This is a genomic window from Paenibacillus sophorae, from assembly GCF_018966525.1.
Lineage (GTDB): Bacteria > Bacillota > Bacilli > Paenibacillales > Paenibacillaceae > Paenibacillus_AQ > Paenibacillus_AQ sophorae.
This window is the reverse complement of the sequence record NZ_CP076607.1, coordinates 3,197,119-3,213,333: the sequence shown is the minus strand read 5'-3', so window position 1 is coordinate 3,213,333 and position 16,215 is coordinate 3,197,119. Positions and strand designations below refer to the sequence as shown.

The 16,215-nt window shown below is 52.3% G+C and carries 16 protein-coding genes; 2 read left to right on the top strand and 14 right to left on the bottom strand.

Features of this window, described 5'->3' with window-relative positions; genetic code table 11:
- Positions 1-197: 197 nt before the first annotated feature.
- Positions 198-1,352 carry an acyltransferase family protein gene (locus KP014_RS15090; RefSeq protein WP_036589113.1) on the bottom strand — a complete coding sequence of 385 codons (1,155 nt, stop codon included), beginning with the start codon at positions 1,350-1,352 and terminating at the stop codon, positions 198-200.
- A gap of 163 nt (positions 1,353-1,515) precedes the next feature.
- The gene (locus KP014_RS15085; protein ID WP_036589115.1) at positions 1,516-3,021 is read right to left on the bottom strand and encodes a DUF4153 domain-containing protein; all 1,506 of its coding nucleotides are present in this window, start codon (positions 3,019-3,021) and stop codon (positions 1,516-1,518) included.
- 112 nt (positions 3,022-3,133) lie between these two features.
- Between KP014_RS15085 and KP014_RS15080 the strand changes: the two genes are divergently transcribed.
- A complete protein-coding gene (locus KP014_RS15080) occupies positions 3,134-4,894 on the top strand; it encodes an ABC transporter substrate-binding protein (protein WP_090834631.1) in 1,761 nt (586 codons plus the stop codon).
- Between the two features lie 24 nt (positions 4,895-4,918).
- On the opposite strand, the gene KP014_RS29380 is transcribed toward KP014_RS15080, so the two are convergent.
- From KP014_RS29380 to KP014_RS15065, 3 genes are all read right to left on the bottom strand, one after another.
- Positions 4,919-5,140: a sensor histidine kinase gene (locus KP014_RS29380; RefSeq protein ID WP_090834629.1), complete on the bottom strand. Its 222-nt coding sequence runs from the start codon at positions 5,138-5,140 to the stop codon at positions 4,919-4,921.
- A gap of 220 nt (positions 5,141-5,360) precedes the next feature.
- Positions 5,361-5,843, bottom strand: coding sequence for a hypothetical protein (locus tag KP014_RS15070; RefSeq protein ID WP_036605072.1), 483 nt, complete (start codon positions 5,841-5,843; stop codon positions 5,361-5,363).
- Positions 5,844-5,899: 56 nt separating this feature from the next.
- Complete coding sequence (locus KP014_RS15065; protein WP_036605073.1) at positions 5,900-6,514, bottom strand: TetR/AcrR family transcriptional regulator; 615 nt, start codon at positions 6,512-6,514, stop codon at positions 5,900-5,902.
- A gap of 157 nt (positions 6,515-6,671) precedes the next feature.
- Between KP014_RS15065 and KP014_RS15060 the strand changes: the two genes are divergently transcribed.
- Positions 6,672-7,670 (top strand): acrylyl-CoA reductase family protein, encoded by a 999-nt coding sequence (locus KP014_RS15060; protein ID WP_090834627.1) that lies wholly within the window; start codon positions 6,672-6,674, stop codon positions 7,668-7,670.
- 116 nt (positions 7,671-7,786) lie between these two features.
- On the opposite strand, the gene KP014_RS15055 is transcribed toward KP014_RS15060, so the two are convergent.
- From KP014_RS15055 to KP014_RS15015, 9 genes are all read right to left on the bottom strand, one after another.
- Positions 7,787-8,725: a DMT family transporter gene (locus KP014_RS15055; RefSeq protein WP_051500245.1), complete on the bottom strand. Its 939-nt coding sequence runs from the start codon at positions 8,723-8,725 to the stop codon at positions 7,787-7,789.
- Between the two features lie 157 nt (positions 8,726-8,882).
- On the bottom strand, positions 8,883-9,887 hold the full coding sequence (gene trpS, locus KP014_RS15050) for a tryptophan--tRNA ligase (RefSeq protein WP_036597413.1): 1,005 nt from the start codon (positions 9,885-9,887) through the stop codon (positions 8,883-8,885).
- A gap of 512 nt (positions 9,888-10,399) precedes the next feature.
- Complete coding sequence (gene lepB / locus KP014_RS15045) at positions 10,400-10,912, bottom strand: signal peptidase I (RefSeq protein ID WP_036597411.1); 513 nt, start codon at positions 10,910-10,912, stop codon at positions 10,400-10,402.
- 15 nt (positions 10,913-10,927) lie between these two features.
- The gene (locus tag KP014_RS15040) at positions 10,928-11,329 is read right to left on the bottom strand and encodes a DUF4265 domain-containing protein (RefSeq protein ID WP_036597409.1); all 402 of its coding nucleotides are present in this window, start codon (positions 11,327-11,329) and stop codon (positions 10,928-10,930) included.
- A 73-nt stretch (positions 11,330-11,402) separates the two neighbouring features.
- The gene (locus KP014_RS15035; protein ID WP_036597407.1) at positions 11,403-12,260 is read right to left on the bottom strand and encodes an SDR family oxidoreductase; all 858 of its coding nucleotides are present in this window, start codon (positions 12,258-12,260) and stop codon (positions 11,403-11,405) included.
- Between the two features lie 41 nt (positions 12,261-12,301).
- The gene (locus KP014_RS15030) at positions 12,302-13,096 is read right to left on the bottom strand and encodes a lipid II flippase Amj family protein (RefSeq protein WP_036597405.1); all 795 of its coding nucleotides are present in this window, start codon (positions 13,094-13,096) and stop codon (positions 12,302-12,304) included.
- 191 nt (positions 13,097-13,287) lie between these two features.
- Positions 13,288-13,869: a putative ABC transporter permease gene (locus tag KP014_RS15025; protein WP_090834643.1), complete on the bottom strand. Its 582-nt coding sequence runs from the start codon at positions 13,867-13,869 to the stop codon at positions 13,288-13,290.
- 158 nt (positions 13,870-14,027) lie between these two features.
- Positions 14,028-14,882: a protein phosphatase 2C domain-containing protein gene (locus KP014_RS15020; protein WP_036601782.1), complete on the bottom strand. Its 855-nt coding sequence runs from the start codon at positions 14,880-14,882 to the stop codon at positions 14,028-14,030.
- 67 nt (positions 14,883-14,949) lie between these two features.
- Entirely contained in the window at positions 14,950-16,188 is a 1,239-nt protein-coding gene (locus tag KP014_RS15015) for an extracellular solute-binding protein (protein WP_036601780.1), read from the bottom strand.
- Positions 16,189-16,215: the final 27 nt, after the last annotated feature.

The following is a 16,215-nucleotide window of genomic DNA, read 5'->3' as shown; positions in this document are numbered from 1 at the left end:
CCTCCCTGGTTCCTGCACGGAACATATTGGGAACATTGTACCGTGTCCAACAGGCTCTGTCGAATACGCAGAATCGGAGAAGGCTTAGCATTCCGGGCTTGCTTATTCTTCGCATTAGAGAGTTATCCTACACAACAGCATAAAAAGAGGAATTCCGCAGCTTGGTCTCAACTGCAAAACATCCTCTTTTTTGGCGCTTAAATATTGCTTTTGTGTTCAATAATCAATGTACTTTCTACTCCATCCCCGGTTTTCATTCCCGGTTGAAAGTTTGTGCTTTTTGGAGTAAATGTGAAGATTGGAGTCAATACCTGCGACAGTTTTTTATAGTTGCAAGCAAAGGCCATGCCCAGAACAGTCTCAGCCAAAACAATGAATCCAATAGAATGCACGATAGCCGGCACCAGTAATATGAGAATCATTAAAGCGAGCCAGACAAGCTTGTAATCAAATATTTTTTCAACATATTTGTTGATCCATAGAACGGCTGTCATCCCGATAAAGGTAGTAAGCAAAACCGCTGCCCAGATAATATAGATGTTTATGGAATACAGCTTTAAATGAGTGATTACAAAGATAATGAATACATGAACGTATAAGAATAGAAAAGAATGCTTCCCGAAAAATATAAGCGGATTCTTCAAAGAATAATGCCGGATCGATCTGAACAGAAAAAACGACATAAACAGAACCAGCAGTGACAAGAAAAAATATCCCAGCGACATGTTGTACTTAACCAAAAATTCCGTATCCCGTGGGGTTAGAAAATAGGCTGCTGCCAGAAGACATCCAGCGAATACGCCGAATATCAAATTTATAAACTGGCTGCTCCGGTAGGCGAACACGCCTAGCAAAAAAATCGAAAACCAAGGGATGAAACTAAAATAGGTATAATCCCCCTCCGGAATAAAGAATTGTTTGCCCGGAAAAGAAGGTATGCGTACCGTAAAAACAAAGTGCAGGGTGAATATCAAGATGGCTAGTACAAGATATACATACCTATTAGGCCTTAGATACTTCTCAAGGAAAATAATGCCTAAAACACTCATGGCAACGATTTGGGGTACGTCTGAAACGGTATCAGACCATATAAAGGGCCTCCACAGCGCATTATACGATAGTCCTATGATGGCAAAAACGAAGTAAAAAGCAAGAAGAGGCAAGAAGTTTTTCTTGCTTTGGAAAATTGAAGTTACACCGGAAACAGTAAAGAATAATGCGGGGGCCAACCCTCCGATGATCTGAAGTGAGCGGCTGCTCCCAGAAAAATCAATGCCGGTGTGAGCCATAATCATCAATAGACAGCTGAACCCTTTGATGGCATCTAATGAATAATCGTACTTTTTCTCCATCTCTCCACTCCTCTTGCATCTTACCCATTGCAACATGGGGATTAGATATTCAAGCATCAAGATTCGTTAGTCGTCTATTTATGTAGGTGAGGCCATATTAACAAGAATATTACACCGTATCAATAATGCATAAGTGTAAAAATTCGGGTACTGCAGAGTTATATTAATTGCCAAAATACTGATCCAGTTCCGCCGCCGCCCTGTGACGGGACAGGTTGAAGGAAGGCCACTTGTCATTCGTATGTACCTGATCCCAGCGCTTCTGCCGCAGGCCGTTATCCAGCATTCCGTTCTGGCTACGGCTGAACTCGATAAGCCGCGGAACCGCGTCATCCGACAGCGTAAACAGGTAAGCCGCATCAAGCTTGCCGCTCGCTTCATACCTCGCAATATTGTTACCTGCAATAATGGCGTCCATCCCGATAAAGTTCATGACCAGGTAGGCCGCCGCACCCAGCACAATATAGTATTTTGCCAAAGGAAGACGCGGAAAGCTGATGCGCAGCGCCGTCGCGATCAGCAGCAGCCCAAGAAAAATCATAAAGCCGTGCACGAGAAACCGGATCGTCGTATAGCCGTAAGCCTCTTCGTAGAGAGCCAGCCGGGTATAGGCCGAATACAGCATCACCGCCGAACAGCCCGCCAGAAGATAGAGCAGCCCGCGAATCGCTTTGTTCAGCTTCTCCGTTCCCTTGGTGCCAAGCAGCAGCAGCCCGAGCAGAATGATAAAATTGATACCCGCCACCATGATCAGCTCGAAAAATCCCCTGCGGGCATATTCGGCATAAGTTTCACCCGAGGGCAGCACGCCCTGCCAGCCGCCGAACAGATAAGAGAACTGCACACAAACAAACAGCACATATACGATGTTAACCGTAGTCAAGACGGTCGCGGCAATGATCGAATCTACTCGAAAATCGGGAAGCTCCACGGATTCCTGCTCCGGCCGTTTCCATGCTCCCGGTACATCCTCTTTTTTATGGGGAAACAGAAATCCCCGCAGAAAACCGAAGAAGAACATCCCGAGCAGCAGCGACCACAGCGTCCGGATGAAGCCTTCCACAAACGATACATTGCTCAGCCAGACCGGGATTTCCGACAGCACGCTGTGAAACACACCGTCCGCCGAAGACAGCAGCATGAGCACGATCAGCAGCAGCGGGAAGGAAATACAGAGACCGATCAGCACCTTGCCGAGAACCCGGCTGTTCCCCCCTTTCTCCGATTGTCCCGAGGCTCTCTTGAAGACATCAACGATCCGGGGCCACTGCCGCAGACTCTGCGGAATCAGATGGTCCAACATGCTGAAGACCAGGGAGAAGCGGTCCCACGCCGGTCTTTCGTCGCCGATCATATAAGCCAGATGAAGCAGGATCGCCACCGGGATGACAAGCTTGTTCAAATTATGAAAAAAATCGTTAGCGAGCAGCCCATAGGTCAGAGAGAGCAAAAAGATATAGGCCAGACCGACATATCCCGCCGCCGCGGGTTTCCGGATTTTGTCCTTGGCAAAGTACAGCATATACGCATAAAAAAGTACGGTGAACAGCGGATACGACACGCCGTAACGGTTATCGAGGAACAGATATTGGTGAATAACGGCCAGCGCAAAACCGGCGGCAGGCAGCGCAAGAGAACGCGCCCACCCGGATGAAACTTCTTCGTTCATGGGTATCCCTCCATATTCTTACTTTCTGCTCCCTATTCTAGATGATAAAATAAGAAGATAAAGAGAAACAAAAAATCATTTATTTCCTATTTTTACGGAAGGATTGAACAAAATGAAGCTGCACGGACAATATATGCGGCTGCGCGCCCATTACGGCAGCACGGATGAAGTCTCCGCCACTCTGGACGAGCTTGCCGCGATACTCGGCTGCACACACCGGAACGTCCTGAATATTCTGGGCAAAATGGCGCGCCAGGGCTGGGTGGCCTGGACGCCAAGCCGGGGGCGGGGACGCCGTTCCCTTCTGAGCTTTATAGCATCCCGGGACGATATCGCTGTCCAGTCGATGATGCAGGCCATGGAACGTCGGGACGCCGTATCGGCCGCAATGGAACAGATCCGTTCCCATGCGGGAGTCTCGGCGCTTCAGGATACGCTGCAAAGCTGGCTGCTGGCCTACTCCGGCCACCACGCTGAAATGCGCAAGGACCGCGTAATCGATACGCTCCGTCTGCCCATCCGCCAGCCTCTCTATACGATTGATCCCCTGCACATGAACCTGCTCGCCGAATCCTTTGTCTCCAGCCATGTATTTGATGGGCTTGTCCGCAGAGGAGCGGGCAGCGAGGAAGTCCTCCCAGGCATTGCGCATGCCTGGGAGACCGACGAGACGCGAACGAACTGGACCTTTTATCTCCGCAAGGAAGTGCTCCTGCATAACGGCGCCATCCTTGACGCGAGCGATGTCGTCTACTCCTTCTCCCGCTTGACCCGGACGCCCCAGGGCAGACTGTACAGCTTTATTTTGCGGGATATTCTTGAAGTTAGGGCGCTGAATCCGCGGACGGTCAGCATCAGGCTCAAGGCCCCGAACGAGCTGTTTCTTTCGTTCCTGTGCACAAGCCGGGCAGCCGTTGTCCCACGCGAGCCGGAGCGGACCGGGGAAAGCCGCCTCGTCCACAAGCCGGTCGGAACCGGACCGTTCAAAATTGCGGAACTGAATAGGGAATTTTGCGTGCTGGAGGCTTTTCCGCATTATTTTCAGGGAAGGGCGCATCTGGACCGGGTGGAAATCTTACATGTTCCTTGGGATGCGGAACCGCCTGTGGCGGACTCGGGTTCTCCTTTTCACATCATTCAGAATCCCCTGCCGGAAGAATCGGCTTCGCTCAGCCGGACTCACACTGAGACTTCCGTCCGCAAGTTCATTACCTGCAACACCAAAAAAGCGGGACCGCTGAGCGATCCCGCCGTCAGGGCGGAGATTCTGTCTTGTCTTGACGGAATTAACGAACCGGACGGTGGCATAGGCGCTACAGGTCCGGATGAAACCGCAAATCGTGCCGTCCTTTCCGGCCGCTCCGGTTCTCACCATCTTTCCGCTGCCGGAAAGACCGCTTCCTTTCGTGGGCTGTCCCTGCGGATTGCCACGATTCCGCAGTATGCAGCGGACGCCGAACTCGTCGCCATGAGACTGGCGCGGCGAGGTATTTCGGCGGCTATCGTCTCCGTACCGCCCGAAGAGTTCAAGGGACAGGTCCGGATGGAATCCGACTTGATCCTGTTCTCCCTCGTGCGCGACCGCGACGAGCAGCTGAGGCTGTTCGACCTGTATCAGACGCTGGCAGAGCATGTCACGCCGCAGATCAGGTCGGAGATCGAGGCCGGGCTTAATTTGATCGCTCGCGAGCCTGACTACACGGCAAGAGCCGAGGCATTCCGCCGAATCGAAGACCGGCTGATACAGGAGCGCGAGCTGCATATTTTGTTCGAAAAACCGGTGGAAACCGCCTACCTGCCGTCCGTCCGGGGAGTCCGGTTCAACAGCCAGGGCTGGATCGATCTGCGGCATGTGTGGTTTCCGCAGCAGTAATAGCCGCGTGCCTCGTGATATCCGTCAGACTAAACCGGACCGGGAATCAAGCTCTAGCTTCACGTTGAACACAGCTCCTCCGTCCGGCGCGTTCATCGCCTTGATGCCGCCTCCGTGGCCTTCGATGACCACTTTGGCAATTGCGAGCCCGATGCCTGTGCCGCACTGCTCTCCCGTATAGAACCGGTCGAATACCTTAACCTCTTCACCGGGCTTGAATCCCCGGCCGTCGTCGGCGCAGACAATTTCGAGCCCGCCGCCGTATCGGCGGCAAACGTGCTCCCCGCTTCACCTACAATCATCAGTCCCGCCATCACTGCTGCAATCTTCTTTTTCGTTTTCATTAGTTTGTCTCTCCTTTTTCACTTCCCTGGTCTAGATTACAGGCTCAGTGTAGCCGGAGAGTATGGAAGATTCGGGTGATAACTGTGGAAAAAGTGTATGAAACTCTGAGGCCTCGGAGGTGCTACCGGTTAGATACGTTAGTGATCTTGATGGCATTTCCGGCCTGAAGATGCATCTCTACCTTGCCCGCTGTGCGCACTCCGACAAATTTAATACGATTCCGGCCTTTGTCCAGCGTCACAATGCTGATGCCGCCGACGCTTCCTTCCTCAATCGTCACCGCCCGATCGCTTGGAGTCACCAGCACAACCTTGAATTCTCCCTTGTCAACAGTCAGGGAATAGTCAATTCGAAGGTCGGCTTTCTTCTCCGCATCCAGACTCCAAATGGTCTCCGTGCCGGAAAAACCTTCAAATTCAAGGTCCGCAATCCGTGTAGAGGTTGAACCGGTTTGCGAAGTATAGGAAAAGCTGTCGCCTTCCTGCACAATATCCGCGTTGCTACCGTACATTTTGTCCTTGCCGTCGTCAATGAAGCCGCAGCCTGCCATCAGCAGTGTGGCGCTTATGGCGCTAACAGTTCCGAGCCGCTTAATTGTTATCATTGAAATCGCCTCCCGCAGCAGATTTCAATAATTTAACATTTTGTCATGTCCGCCGCCTATGACTTTTCCCCCGTCTCCGAAGTCAGCAGCTTCATGACCGCCTTCCGGCAGTAGTCCCTGTATACGGAATGCAGCTCGTCCTGTCCGTTCATCAGCCACTGAATCAGGCAGCCGTCGATGATTGAGCGGATGACCGGGGCGGTCTCCCGCGCCGACAAACGGGTATCGAACACGCCCTCACGCTGGCCGAGCTCCACAATTTCCGCGCTGATCCGTGCACAGTTGTCATAGAACCGGCTGTTGATTTCCCGGTAGGCGGCGCTGCGGCTGGCTCTGGCCAGAAAATCCAGGTACACCCGGTAAAAATCGCGGTTCTTCTCCGGCGACACGAAGACAGAATCGATGTAAGCGTACATTTTGTCCGCCGCATTGGACTTTTCACTCACCGCCGCGGCCTCTTTTTCGTAGATTTTGCCTGTCAGCCAGCTAAGCAGTTCGACCAGCACCGCTTCTTTGCTCTCAAAATAATAATGGACGACGCCTTTGCTGACCTTCGCGCTGTCCGCGATCGTCTGAAGCGTCACCGCATCGTATCCCTGACCCGCGATGGCCTGAAAGGCGGCGAACAGAATTTGCTTGCGTTTTTCCTCGGATTTTTTGTAACGGACCATAGGACTCCCACCTGTATGATAATAATTTTTATAAAAATGTACGTCAGATCATTGACATAAAAAAGTTGACCGGTCAGAATAAAAATATAAACGACAGCTATTGAACAACAATCAGCCTTCGACTGCTTCACATTTCATTAATAAGGAGCGTATCATTATGTCCTCATCCTTTCAAGCCCTGTTCGTAGACAACACGGAACCATTCAGTGTCGCCGTAAAATCGCTTTCGCAGGGCGATCTGCCCGCAGGAGAAGTGGTGATCAAGGTCGCCTACTCCAGCGTGAATTACAAGGACGGCCTTGCCTCCATTCCGGACGGCAATATCGTTAAATCGTATCCTTTTGTGCCCGGCATTGATTTGTCCGGCGTGGTGGAATCCTCAGAGGATGAACGCTTTGTAAAAGGCCAGCCTGTACTTGTTACCGGGTACGGTCTCGGCGTGTCCCATTTCGGCGGTTACAGCGAATACGCCCGCGTCCCCGCAGACTGGGTCGTTCCGCTGCCGGACGGCCTGTCCTTAAAGGAAGCGATGATTTACGGAACCGCCGGCTTTACGGCGGCGATGTCCATTCAAGCGCTCGAAGATAACGGAGCCGCGCCGGATCAAGGAAAAGTGCTTGTCACGGGCGCATCCGGCGGCGTCGGCGGCGCGGCGGTCGCGATGCTGGCGGGGCGCGGCTATCAGGTCGTTGCCGGGACTGGCCGCACATCAGAGAGCGAATACTTGAAGCGGCTCGGCGCGGCCGAAGTGATCTCAAGAAGCGAAATCTACGACCCCGAAGCCAAGCAAAGACCGCTGGACAAGCAGCTGTGGCAGGCCGCCGTCGATCCGGTGGGCGGAAGTCAGCTCGCGGCTATACTCAGCAAAATAGCGTACCGGGGCTCGGTCGCCGTCAGCGGACTTACAGGCGGCACGAAGGTGCCGGCGACGGTGCTGCCCTTCATTCTGCGTGGTGTAAATCTGCTCGGGATCGACTCCGTCTTGTGCCCAGCCGACCTGCGGCTCAAGGTATGGGAACGGATGGCGGGCGACCTGAAGCCTGCAGATCTGGAAGCCCTTGTCGACCGTGAGGTAACGCTGGATGAACTCCCGCAGGCGCTCGCCGATATTTTGAAATCGAACACGCGCGGCCGGGTGCTGGTGAAAGTGTCTTAAATGAACCGCGGAATTCCCGGTTATAACGCTTCATAAACCATAAGCCTGCTCCATTTTTTCGGGGCAGGCTTGTTGTGCATCTCTTTTTTACTTGATCAACTGCCTTCCAAATCCAATTACCCGACCCTCCTGCGCTCCGCCTTTGTCATTCGGCCTTTAGCGCTGCTGAGAATCTTGATCCACAACTGCTGGAAATCGGCTTCCATAAGAATAAGAGAAAGCATAATAAGCATTCCTCCAATAAACAGATTAATTGTGAATGCCTCAAAACCAAAAGCAACTGAAAAAACACTTCCAAAAACGCCTTCAAGCATCATAATCAGTCCGGCAGATGTCGCAGAAGTATGCTTTTGTGCTAAAATTTGAATCGTTTGAGCAACAAATGAACACATGATTCCTATATATAGCAATGGAATTATGGCAGCTGACCAATTGATTTCTGCAAGCTGTTCTCTCTCTACACAGAGGAAAAAAACCAATCCGCCGATAGCTTGTACCGCTGCAAGCATAAAAGCCACAATACTAACATCCGTTGTTCTTGCTCCATAGCTGAGATATACAATCGAGCCGGCATAAAACAGCGCACAAAGAAGAGAGTATGCATCACCTTTATTTATAGTTAATGCTTGGTCTAATACTCCTGTTAGTATTCCCATACCAAGCATACATAAAGAAATGGAAATAAAACTTTTTACTTGGAGCTGCTTTCGATATATAATCCAGGCTATAAAAGGTACAATTACCACATATGTCGCTGAAATAAAGGCATTATTCGATGGAGTGGTGTACTTGACGCCAATGGTTTGCGTAAGGTATCCGCCAAAATTAAGCAATCCGGCAATTAAACCGATTTTAAATTCCTTAAAGGTCATTTTAAATATTTTCTTATTAAAGAAAACAAGCACGAGAACAACAAAGAGAGAGCCCCGAAAAAAGTTAATGAATCCTGCAGACGCGTTTGCGTCCAGGGCTATTTTGGTTACCACAAATCCGGAACCCCAAAGTAAAGAAATGGACAACAGCAGGACATTTGCCATGGATTTTGTCATTTTCATGTACTAACTCTCCTCTTCAATATAAAAAAATCCCGTCTCATTAAGAGACAGGATTGATCCGCTCTTCCATTGTTTGCATTGAACACCCAACGTCTACCAACATACTACACGAACTTCATGAGGTCAACCGGAAATCTTGGATATGGGGTCAGCTTATTCACTGGGTAGATCCGGCAAAATAGTCCAGCCCCATCGCCTCCCGCACCTCCAGCATCGTCTCGCGCGCAATCTCGCGGGCGCGGGACGTGCCGCTCATCAGCAGATCGTCCACTTCCTTGGGCCTGGCCGCATAGTGCGCCCTGCGCTCCGCCATCGGCTCCAGCAGCTGCGCGATGGCTTCCACGGCGCGCCGTTTGCACTCCGCGCAGCCGATCACGCCCTTGCGGCATTCCTCGCCGATCTCTTCCACGCCCTCCTCCCGAAAGCAGCAGTGGTACGCATAGACCGGGCAAATATCCGGATGTCCCGGATCGCCCTTGCGTACGCGCGAGGGATCTGTCACCGCCTTGCGCATTTTAAGCTCAAGCTCCTCCCGGGAGGAGTCGAGAAGAATCGCGTTGCCAAGACTTTTGCTCATCTTGGCGCTCCCGTCCGTACCCACTAGCCGCGGCGTATCGCCGACAAGCGCCCGGGGCAGGGTCAGTACGGGCCGATACAGTTCGTTAAACCGGCGGACGACTTTGCGGGTTAATTCGATAAGGGGAAGTTGGTCCTCCCCCACAGGAATAATCGTCGCTTTGCAGAACGTTATATCCGCCGCCTGGCTGACGGGATAACCGAGAAATCCGTAGTACATCTCCTCTCCGCCGCCGCTTTGGGCTTCCGATTTTATGGTCGGGTTATGGCGCAGACTATTCACGGTAACGAACATGGAATAGAACTGGGTCAGCTCGGCGATTTCCGGAATCATCGACTGGACGAAGATGGTCGCCCGCTCGGGGTCGATCCCCGCCGCCAAATAGTCCAGGGCGATCTCCCGCAGATGCGTTCTAATCAGCCCGGGCTGATGAAAATGGGTGGTCAGCGCCTGAACGTCGGCCAGCATAATAAAGGTGTCGTACTTGTACTGAAGCTGGGTCCGGTTCTTTAGGGTTCCCACGTAATGGCCCAGATGCAGCTTTCCGGTTACGCGGTCCGCGGTTAATACTCTCTCTTGATTCATTGTTCATTCTCCTTTTTCGGTCTTTTTTAATAATGCTTGCAATATCCTCCGTTCCATCACACAGCAACCATCGCCACCAGCCGCCATCCAAGGCCATCACCCCCTTTAAAAATCTTCCTGTAAAGTGAAGAATCGGCTCCGTTTCCTTTAATCAACAAAAAAAGCCCCGTCCTTATAAGGACGAGACTGCTCGTTGTGCTACCTTAAGTTGACCGTTCTATCCGGCATAGCTGCGCGGAATCGGCGGTCCTCGTTAGACGGTGCGGAATCAGCGGTTCACGCCTCTTCGATACCGTTCCCTCTGATAACGGCGGGAAACCCGGCATATCCCTACGACCGGCGGGCCGGGATCGGGACAGCAACTCGGAAGGCCATTCAATCGTATGCGGAACACCGGCTCGCAGCTACCGCCGGCTCTCTGCAAATTCCTGCCATACGTCTACTTACCCTTCGTCTTCGTTGATTCATTCTGCAATATCTTGTATATATTGTAATTGCATACCTTCACCAGGTCAATCCCGCAGCTTATGAAGGGGAATCTCCAGCACGACTTTGCCGATCAGCTTATCCTTCGAGACGAAGGGCGTATCCCATAAATGAGCGTCGAAGCTGATATTCCGGTTATCTCCCAGAAAAAAATAATGATCTTCCGGAACCGTAACCGGCCCGAAGGAGTAATCCATCTTTACGCTAAGGTAAGGCTCATCCACCGTGGCCCCATTGCGGTACAGCGCGCCGTCCTTAATCTGCACAATATCTCCCGGCAGTCCGATCAGCCGCTTAACATACAGCTTCGTCTCACCCTCGACGGGAGGATGGAACACGACGATGTCTCCATGCTTCAGCGAGGTGGCCCACAGCATTTTCTCCACAATCAGCCGGTCTCCCACCTGAATAGTCGGAACCATCGACTCTGTCGGAACGCTCATCGCTTCGGCGACATAGCTGCGAATTAGCAAAGAAAGGACAATAGCAATCAGCAGGGTGGGTACCCAATCTTTAATCAGTTTGGTGAGTTTGTTCATTTTTAATAACCTCCGTCAAATTCCGTGTGTACGGGCAATCTTGCCAAGTTCAGCCTTTAGAGGCTTTTCCACTTCTTTCGGGACGTGAATGATGAGCACCCCGCCAAATACGGTCTCCCATATCCCGCCGCATTTCAGCACCCGCTCTTTGAATGAGGCAAGCTCCAGCGACTGTGCGGCCTCCCGGCTGAGCAGCCTGACCATTTTCACGTAGTCCGATTTCCGCACCGTTTCCACGTAGTAATAGACGCCCCGTTCTTCTTTCACTTTTATGATGTCTCCCAAGGACAAGTCCGGTCTGAACACGGGGGTCTCTTCGATCCGGTATTCGTTCTCGCCGGTGCGGGTCACATCGAGAATTTCAATTTCGCGTCCCGCTTCATCGAAACAAAGCTGGAACTCCATAAAATCAGGCATCGGTTGCCTCCAATCACTGTTATGTACCTAGCTCTACAATAGACCACTACTTAGCAAAATTCAAATACCGTAATTACCTGAGCGCCCGGGCAACAATTCGCTCGAACCAGCTCCACGGCAGCAGATTCCTGCCTCCGATCATCAGCCGGGAGCCTCTTCCGAGCACGTAGCGCAGGCGGGGCGAACGCATCTGCACTATGCGGCCGATCAGGTCGGCAACTTCCTGCGGATCGGGTGCTGTATCGGCGGACTTGCGCGCATAACGAAGGACCGCATCCAGACGCGCTTGGTAAGGAGATCCATCCGAGGTGCTAATCTGCGACAGCCCCTTATTCCATATGGCGGTGCGGTATGCCCCCGGCTCCAGCAGAACGACCTTCACTCCAAACGGCGACATTTCATGACGGAGGCTCTCGCTGAAGCCCTCGACCGCGAACTTGGAAGCCGCGTAAGGTGCAAAGCCCGGGAAAGCGGCCAGGCCGCTGACGCTTCCGATGTTGATAATGAGTCCCGTCCGCCGCTCCCGCATCGCAGGAAGAACGGCTTTCGTTACCGCGACCAGGCCGAAAAAGTTCGTCTCGAGCTGCCTGCGCCACTCCTCCATCGGCACCTCTTCCACAAAGCCGCCCGCCGCATAGCCGGCATTATTGACCAGTACGTCGATCCTGCCGTAAGCGGTCAGCGCTTCCGTGATGGCCTCTTCGATCCCGGCGGAGTCCGTCACATCCATGCGCATCACGTGCAGGCGATCCAGAACGCCCGACCGTTCCGCCAGCCGCTCCAGATCTTCTTTTCTGGATGGATCGCGCATGGCTGCAATGACCGTGAAGCCCTTCTCCGCCAGCTTAACCGCCGTCAGCAGTCCGAAGCCGCTGGAAGTCCCCGTGACAAGAGCGACGGCTTCCTCGCCCCGGTTCTCCGATTGAGTCAATGGAACCTCTCCTCCTATGCAAATAGGGTCTTAATCACCAGTCAGACCATCAGTCTGACAACCATGCTGATCAGATGGGCGGCTGGATCGAGAACGAGCTGGCCGAGCAGCGTGCCCAGAAACCGGGAGCACATGAGCAGCACGTATACCTTGCCCAGCCGGCTGCGGTGTTCAGCGCTGGCCGTCGCCTTGTCGGTAATCAGCCCGAGCTGCGGGTCGATGAAGATCGTCAGCAGAATCGTCGCCATCCCATTAATAATCCCCGAGGCCTGGGAAGCGGTCGTGCTGTACTGCGGAACGAGATGGGCCGCGTACAGCGACGACATGACCCCCACCGTATAAAAAGCCGTAACAAAAATATTCATCACAATCAGCCGTTTCGGAACATCCAGGTACCGGAAATAGTACAGCCGGATTTTTGGCCGTCTGACATATTTCCGGGTATTTTTCAATTGTCCGATGGTGACGCTGGCCAGCAGCTTCGGAATCGACCCCTGGATCTCCAGCTTGGAGATTATGCGCTCGAACAGTCCGATAAATGTGGGAAACAGTCCAATTGCGATCAGCGTTCCCAGCGAGCCGCCCAGCAGGATAATCCTTAAATAATTCTCCAGGTGAAAGCTTGAATCGTTTCTCGCCACATCCACAAACTTGGCTGTCAGCGGAGCCTGAATCAAATTTGCCGTCCTGGATACCAGTACAATAATGCCGGTCAGGGACAGCGCGATCGCGATTTTATTCAGTCTTACTCCGGCGTACCGGACAGAATACGACAACGTCTCGGCGGTATGTATTATCATCGTAAGCAGAAAAACGACAAGCAGACTTCCGGCCATCCGTGTTCCTCCCAAGGCTCCGATCGACCATCCAAGGATATTCGCGGAGTTTTCCATGACTGGGTATTTCATCCATTCATCATTCTAACACACAGAAGCCGCCAAGTCTTTGGCAAAAAAATAACAGGCGGTCCGCTGATAATGGAACCGCCTGTTATAGCTTTTGTTACGAAAGCTTATTGCCCTTAGCGTCAGTAAGTGCCGCCAGTTTCATCGCCCAGCGCCGGGAGTACCGCCTCTCTGCGGCGGATGAGGAAAGTCAAGGCGAGATCGGCGGCGAAGCCAAGGACAGCCATGGGGAGCAGCACACTCCAGATATCCGCCGTAAGCGAATACAGCCTTGTCATCAGCGGATGAACGGCAACGAGGCATACAACCGATAATCCCCACCAGTACAGAGAGAACTGCAGACAGATATGCCCCCCGAGCTGATACGCTTGGCCCGAGTAATCCCACCACCGGCGGCGGAACAGGAGCTTCAGCAGTGCCCCGGTAGCATATTCCACTGCCGACGGTACGACAAATGTGGCGGCTAGAAATAACGGCAGCGGCATGGCTGTAACGCCTAAAGCCAGCAGCAGCAGAGGAGCGAAGCCGTACATCGGTTTATAAGGTCCTTTCATAAGCCCCTCTTTACGAAACGTTCCTATGCTGTACCAATTATACAAACCCTCTATAAACCAGCCCAATATCGAGTAGACGATAAAATAATAAAAATATTCTCCCGGCACACTATGCGCCGCCTCCCGGCTCCAAGACAACAATCCCGTCATGATAATAGTTCCCGCCTTCCTCTCCGATGGAATATCCAATTTCCTGAAATCGGGCATAGTATGCCTTCCTGGAGACGGGAATATGCGCACAAAATTAGCCCCACAAAGTGGGGCTTGTGGGGCTTGGTTAAATCGACTATATGCCGAGACCTCATCTATTATCTCAACCGGATATAAATGCCTGTCTTGTCATCCGATACTTTAAACCGGGGATAGCGAATACATTCAGCATCTTCCCGCTCTAATTGGAGCAGCCATTCCGCATAACGGCTAAGACCTCGCTGCGAGACCTGACGGACCAGCGACTTTACCGCATCTTCCTCGGCGGTTTCACCCTCGTCCGGATAGAACAGGCCGTCCGACACAAGCAGCAGGCTTTGCAGCCTAATCCGATTGATTCTTCCATATTCAAAAAACCGCTCCGCCTCCGCCATCCCGTTAAGCACGGAATACCCTTCGGGCGTATTCATTTTTTGCTTGTTGGCCGCAATCACCGGCTTGACCGTCTCCCATAATTGATCTTTGGAGCGAACTCCCTCCTCAATGCCATTCAGCCATATCCGCTTCGACTCATGATCGATCGCAGCTACATGATCGCGGGTGATCGACCGAATTGCCCCATCCTCATAGATCGCATAAATCATACAATCGCCGACCTGAATGAACTCGATGAAGGCATCGGTTATACGAATAAGGGCTGCTCCGGCAGTCCATAATTCATCCTTCGACTGCGGATTAATTCCGCACCGTTCCATTTCCTGGCCCAGCCGGAAGTTCGCTTCCCGCAGAAGGGCTTCCATTCCTTTAAATTCGGCCGCCGTTACACTTTCAGCGTATTGCTTAATGATTTGGGAAGCAAGCCTGCCGCCGGTCTCATTGCCCTCCCCGCGGTATGGCACAAGCGAAGTGGCGCCGTCTACTACACCATAGAGCTTCAATTCTTCATTCAATATGATGGCATCCTCGTTCCATTCCCCTGTGCCTTGAAGCGAAATCCAATCCATTTCAATCATGTTATCCTTCCCCTGTCCAATATATAATCCTTCCGGCAGTATTGCGTGTCACCGAATACCCTAAGGATTAGGGCATGTACGGCAGTAATTGTGCAGCATATGCATGGAAATCAACTTCCTGTTCCATCTCCAAATGATTAAGGATAAGCGTAATCCGCTCCCAGCGCAGGCGCGCGTCTTCTGAAGGCGCCAGGCTCTCAAGCTTGCCGACCGCGCCCAGGAGCACACTATATTTTCTGTTTAAGGCATAGTTTCGGGAGATAGCCTCAATCGTCTGTGTTCGAACCGGCAAATACCCGGTGGCCTCCAGCACCTTGGCTTGGGCCTCGGAAGATGCGAGGTAGTTCACCACATCCTCCGCCGCACCCGCAGCCTTCTTACCGGCCACGATGCCAAATGAGCTGATGTGGGGCAATAACACACCCCCGCCCGCAAGCGGCGCCGGAAGCATGTCATACTCAAATTTTCCGGCAATATAGTGGTCCAGCCAAGGTGTCATATTCGAATTTGTCATATAGAATAACGTCTTGCCGGATATGAAATCGCTGGGAGCCAGCTGGCTCCGAAGAGGCTTCATGGCCTTCGAATCAAAGACAAGTCCACTCCACACCCGAAGCAGTTGTTCCAGTCTTTGATTTCCGGGCAGGCTGCTTTGCCGTGATTGCTCCCATAAATTCAGCAGGATAAATGGCTTGGAATCATCCATTACCAGCGCTTGCTCCCAGCCTGCCGAATTGCGCGCAGTCAGATCGGCTTTCCATGCCTTTGTTTTGAAGCCAAGCTCTTCCAGGGAATAGAAATCGGTTACTTTATCCACGCCCGTCCATTTCATCAGGTCCTTATTGTAGAACATCACCGGAACGGAGACTCCCGCCGGAACTGCCCATAATCGTTCGCCATAAGTGAATGGCTTCGTTGCCGCAGGCAAAGTCTCTTCGGGGAGAAGAGCTTTGCCGGATACCGGCGCTAACGCATTCGATTGAACCAGTTCAGAAAGTCCGTAAGAGCTGTCCAGCTCAACAATCTGCGGAGCCGTTTGGATCGATAACGCCGCGAGCAGCTCGTTATGCAGTTCTTTATAAGAAGAGAATACTCTCACTTCCAGTTCAACACCCGGATGGGTCTCCTGATACGAACTCAGCAGCTCCGACCAGCCATCCGTGTAGATCCAGCAGACCAGCTTCTCATTTTCCGTGTCATACTGCTCCGGAACCCTCTTCACCTCAGTGAAATAGTTAGAATATACAATGACAGTAACTGCAATAATGACCAATAAAGCCGCCCATACCACACCGTTCTTTGTCATTGTCATCCTCCCTTTCTACCCGGGTCC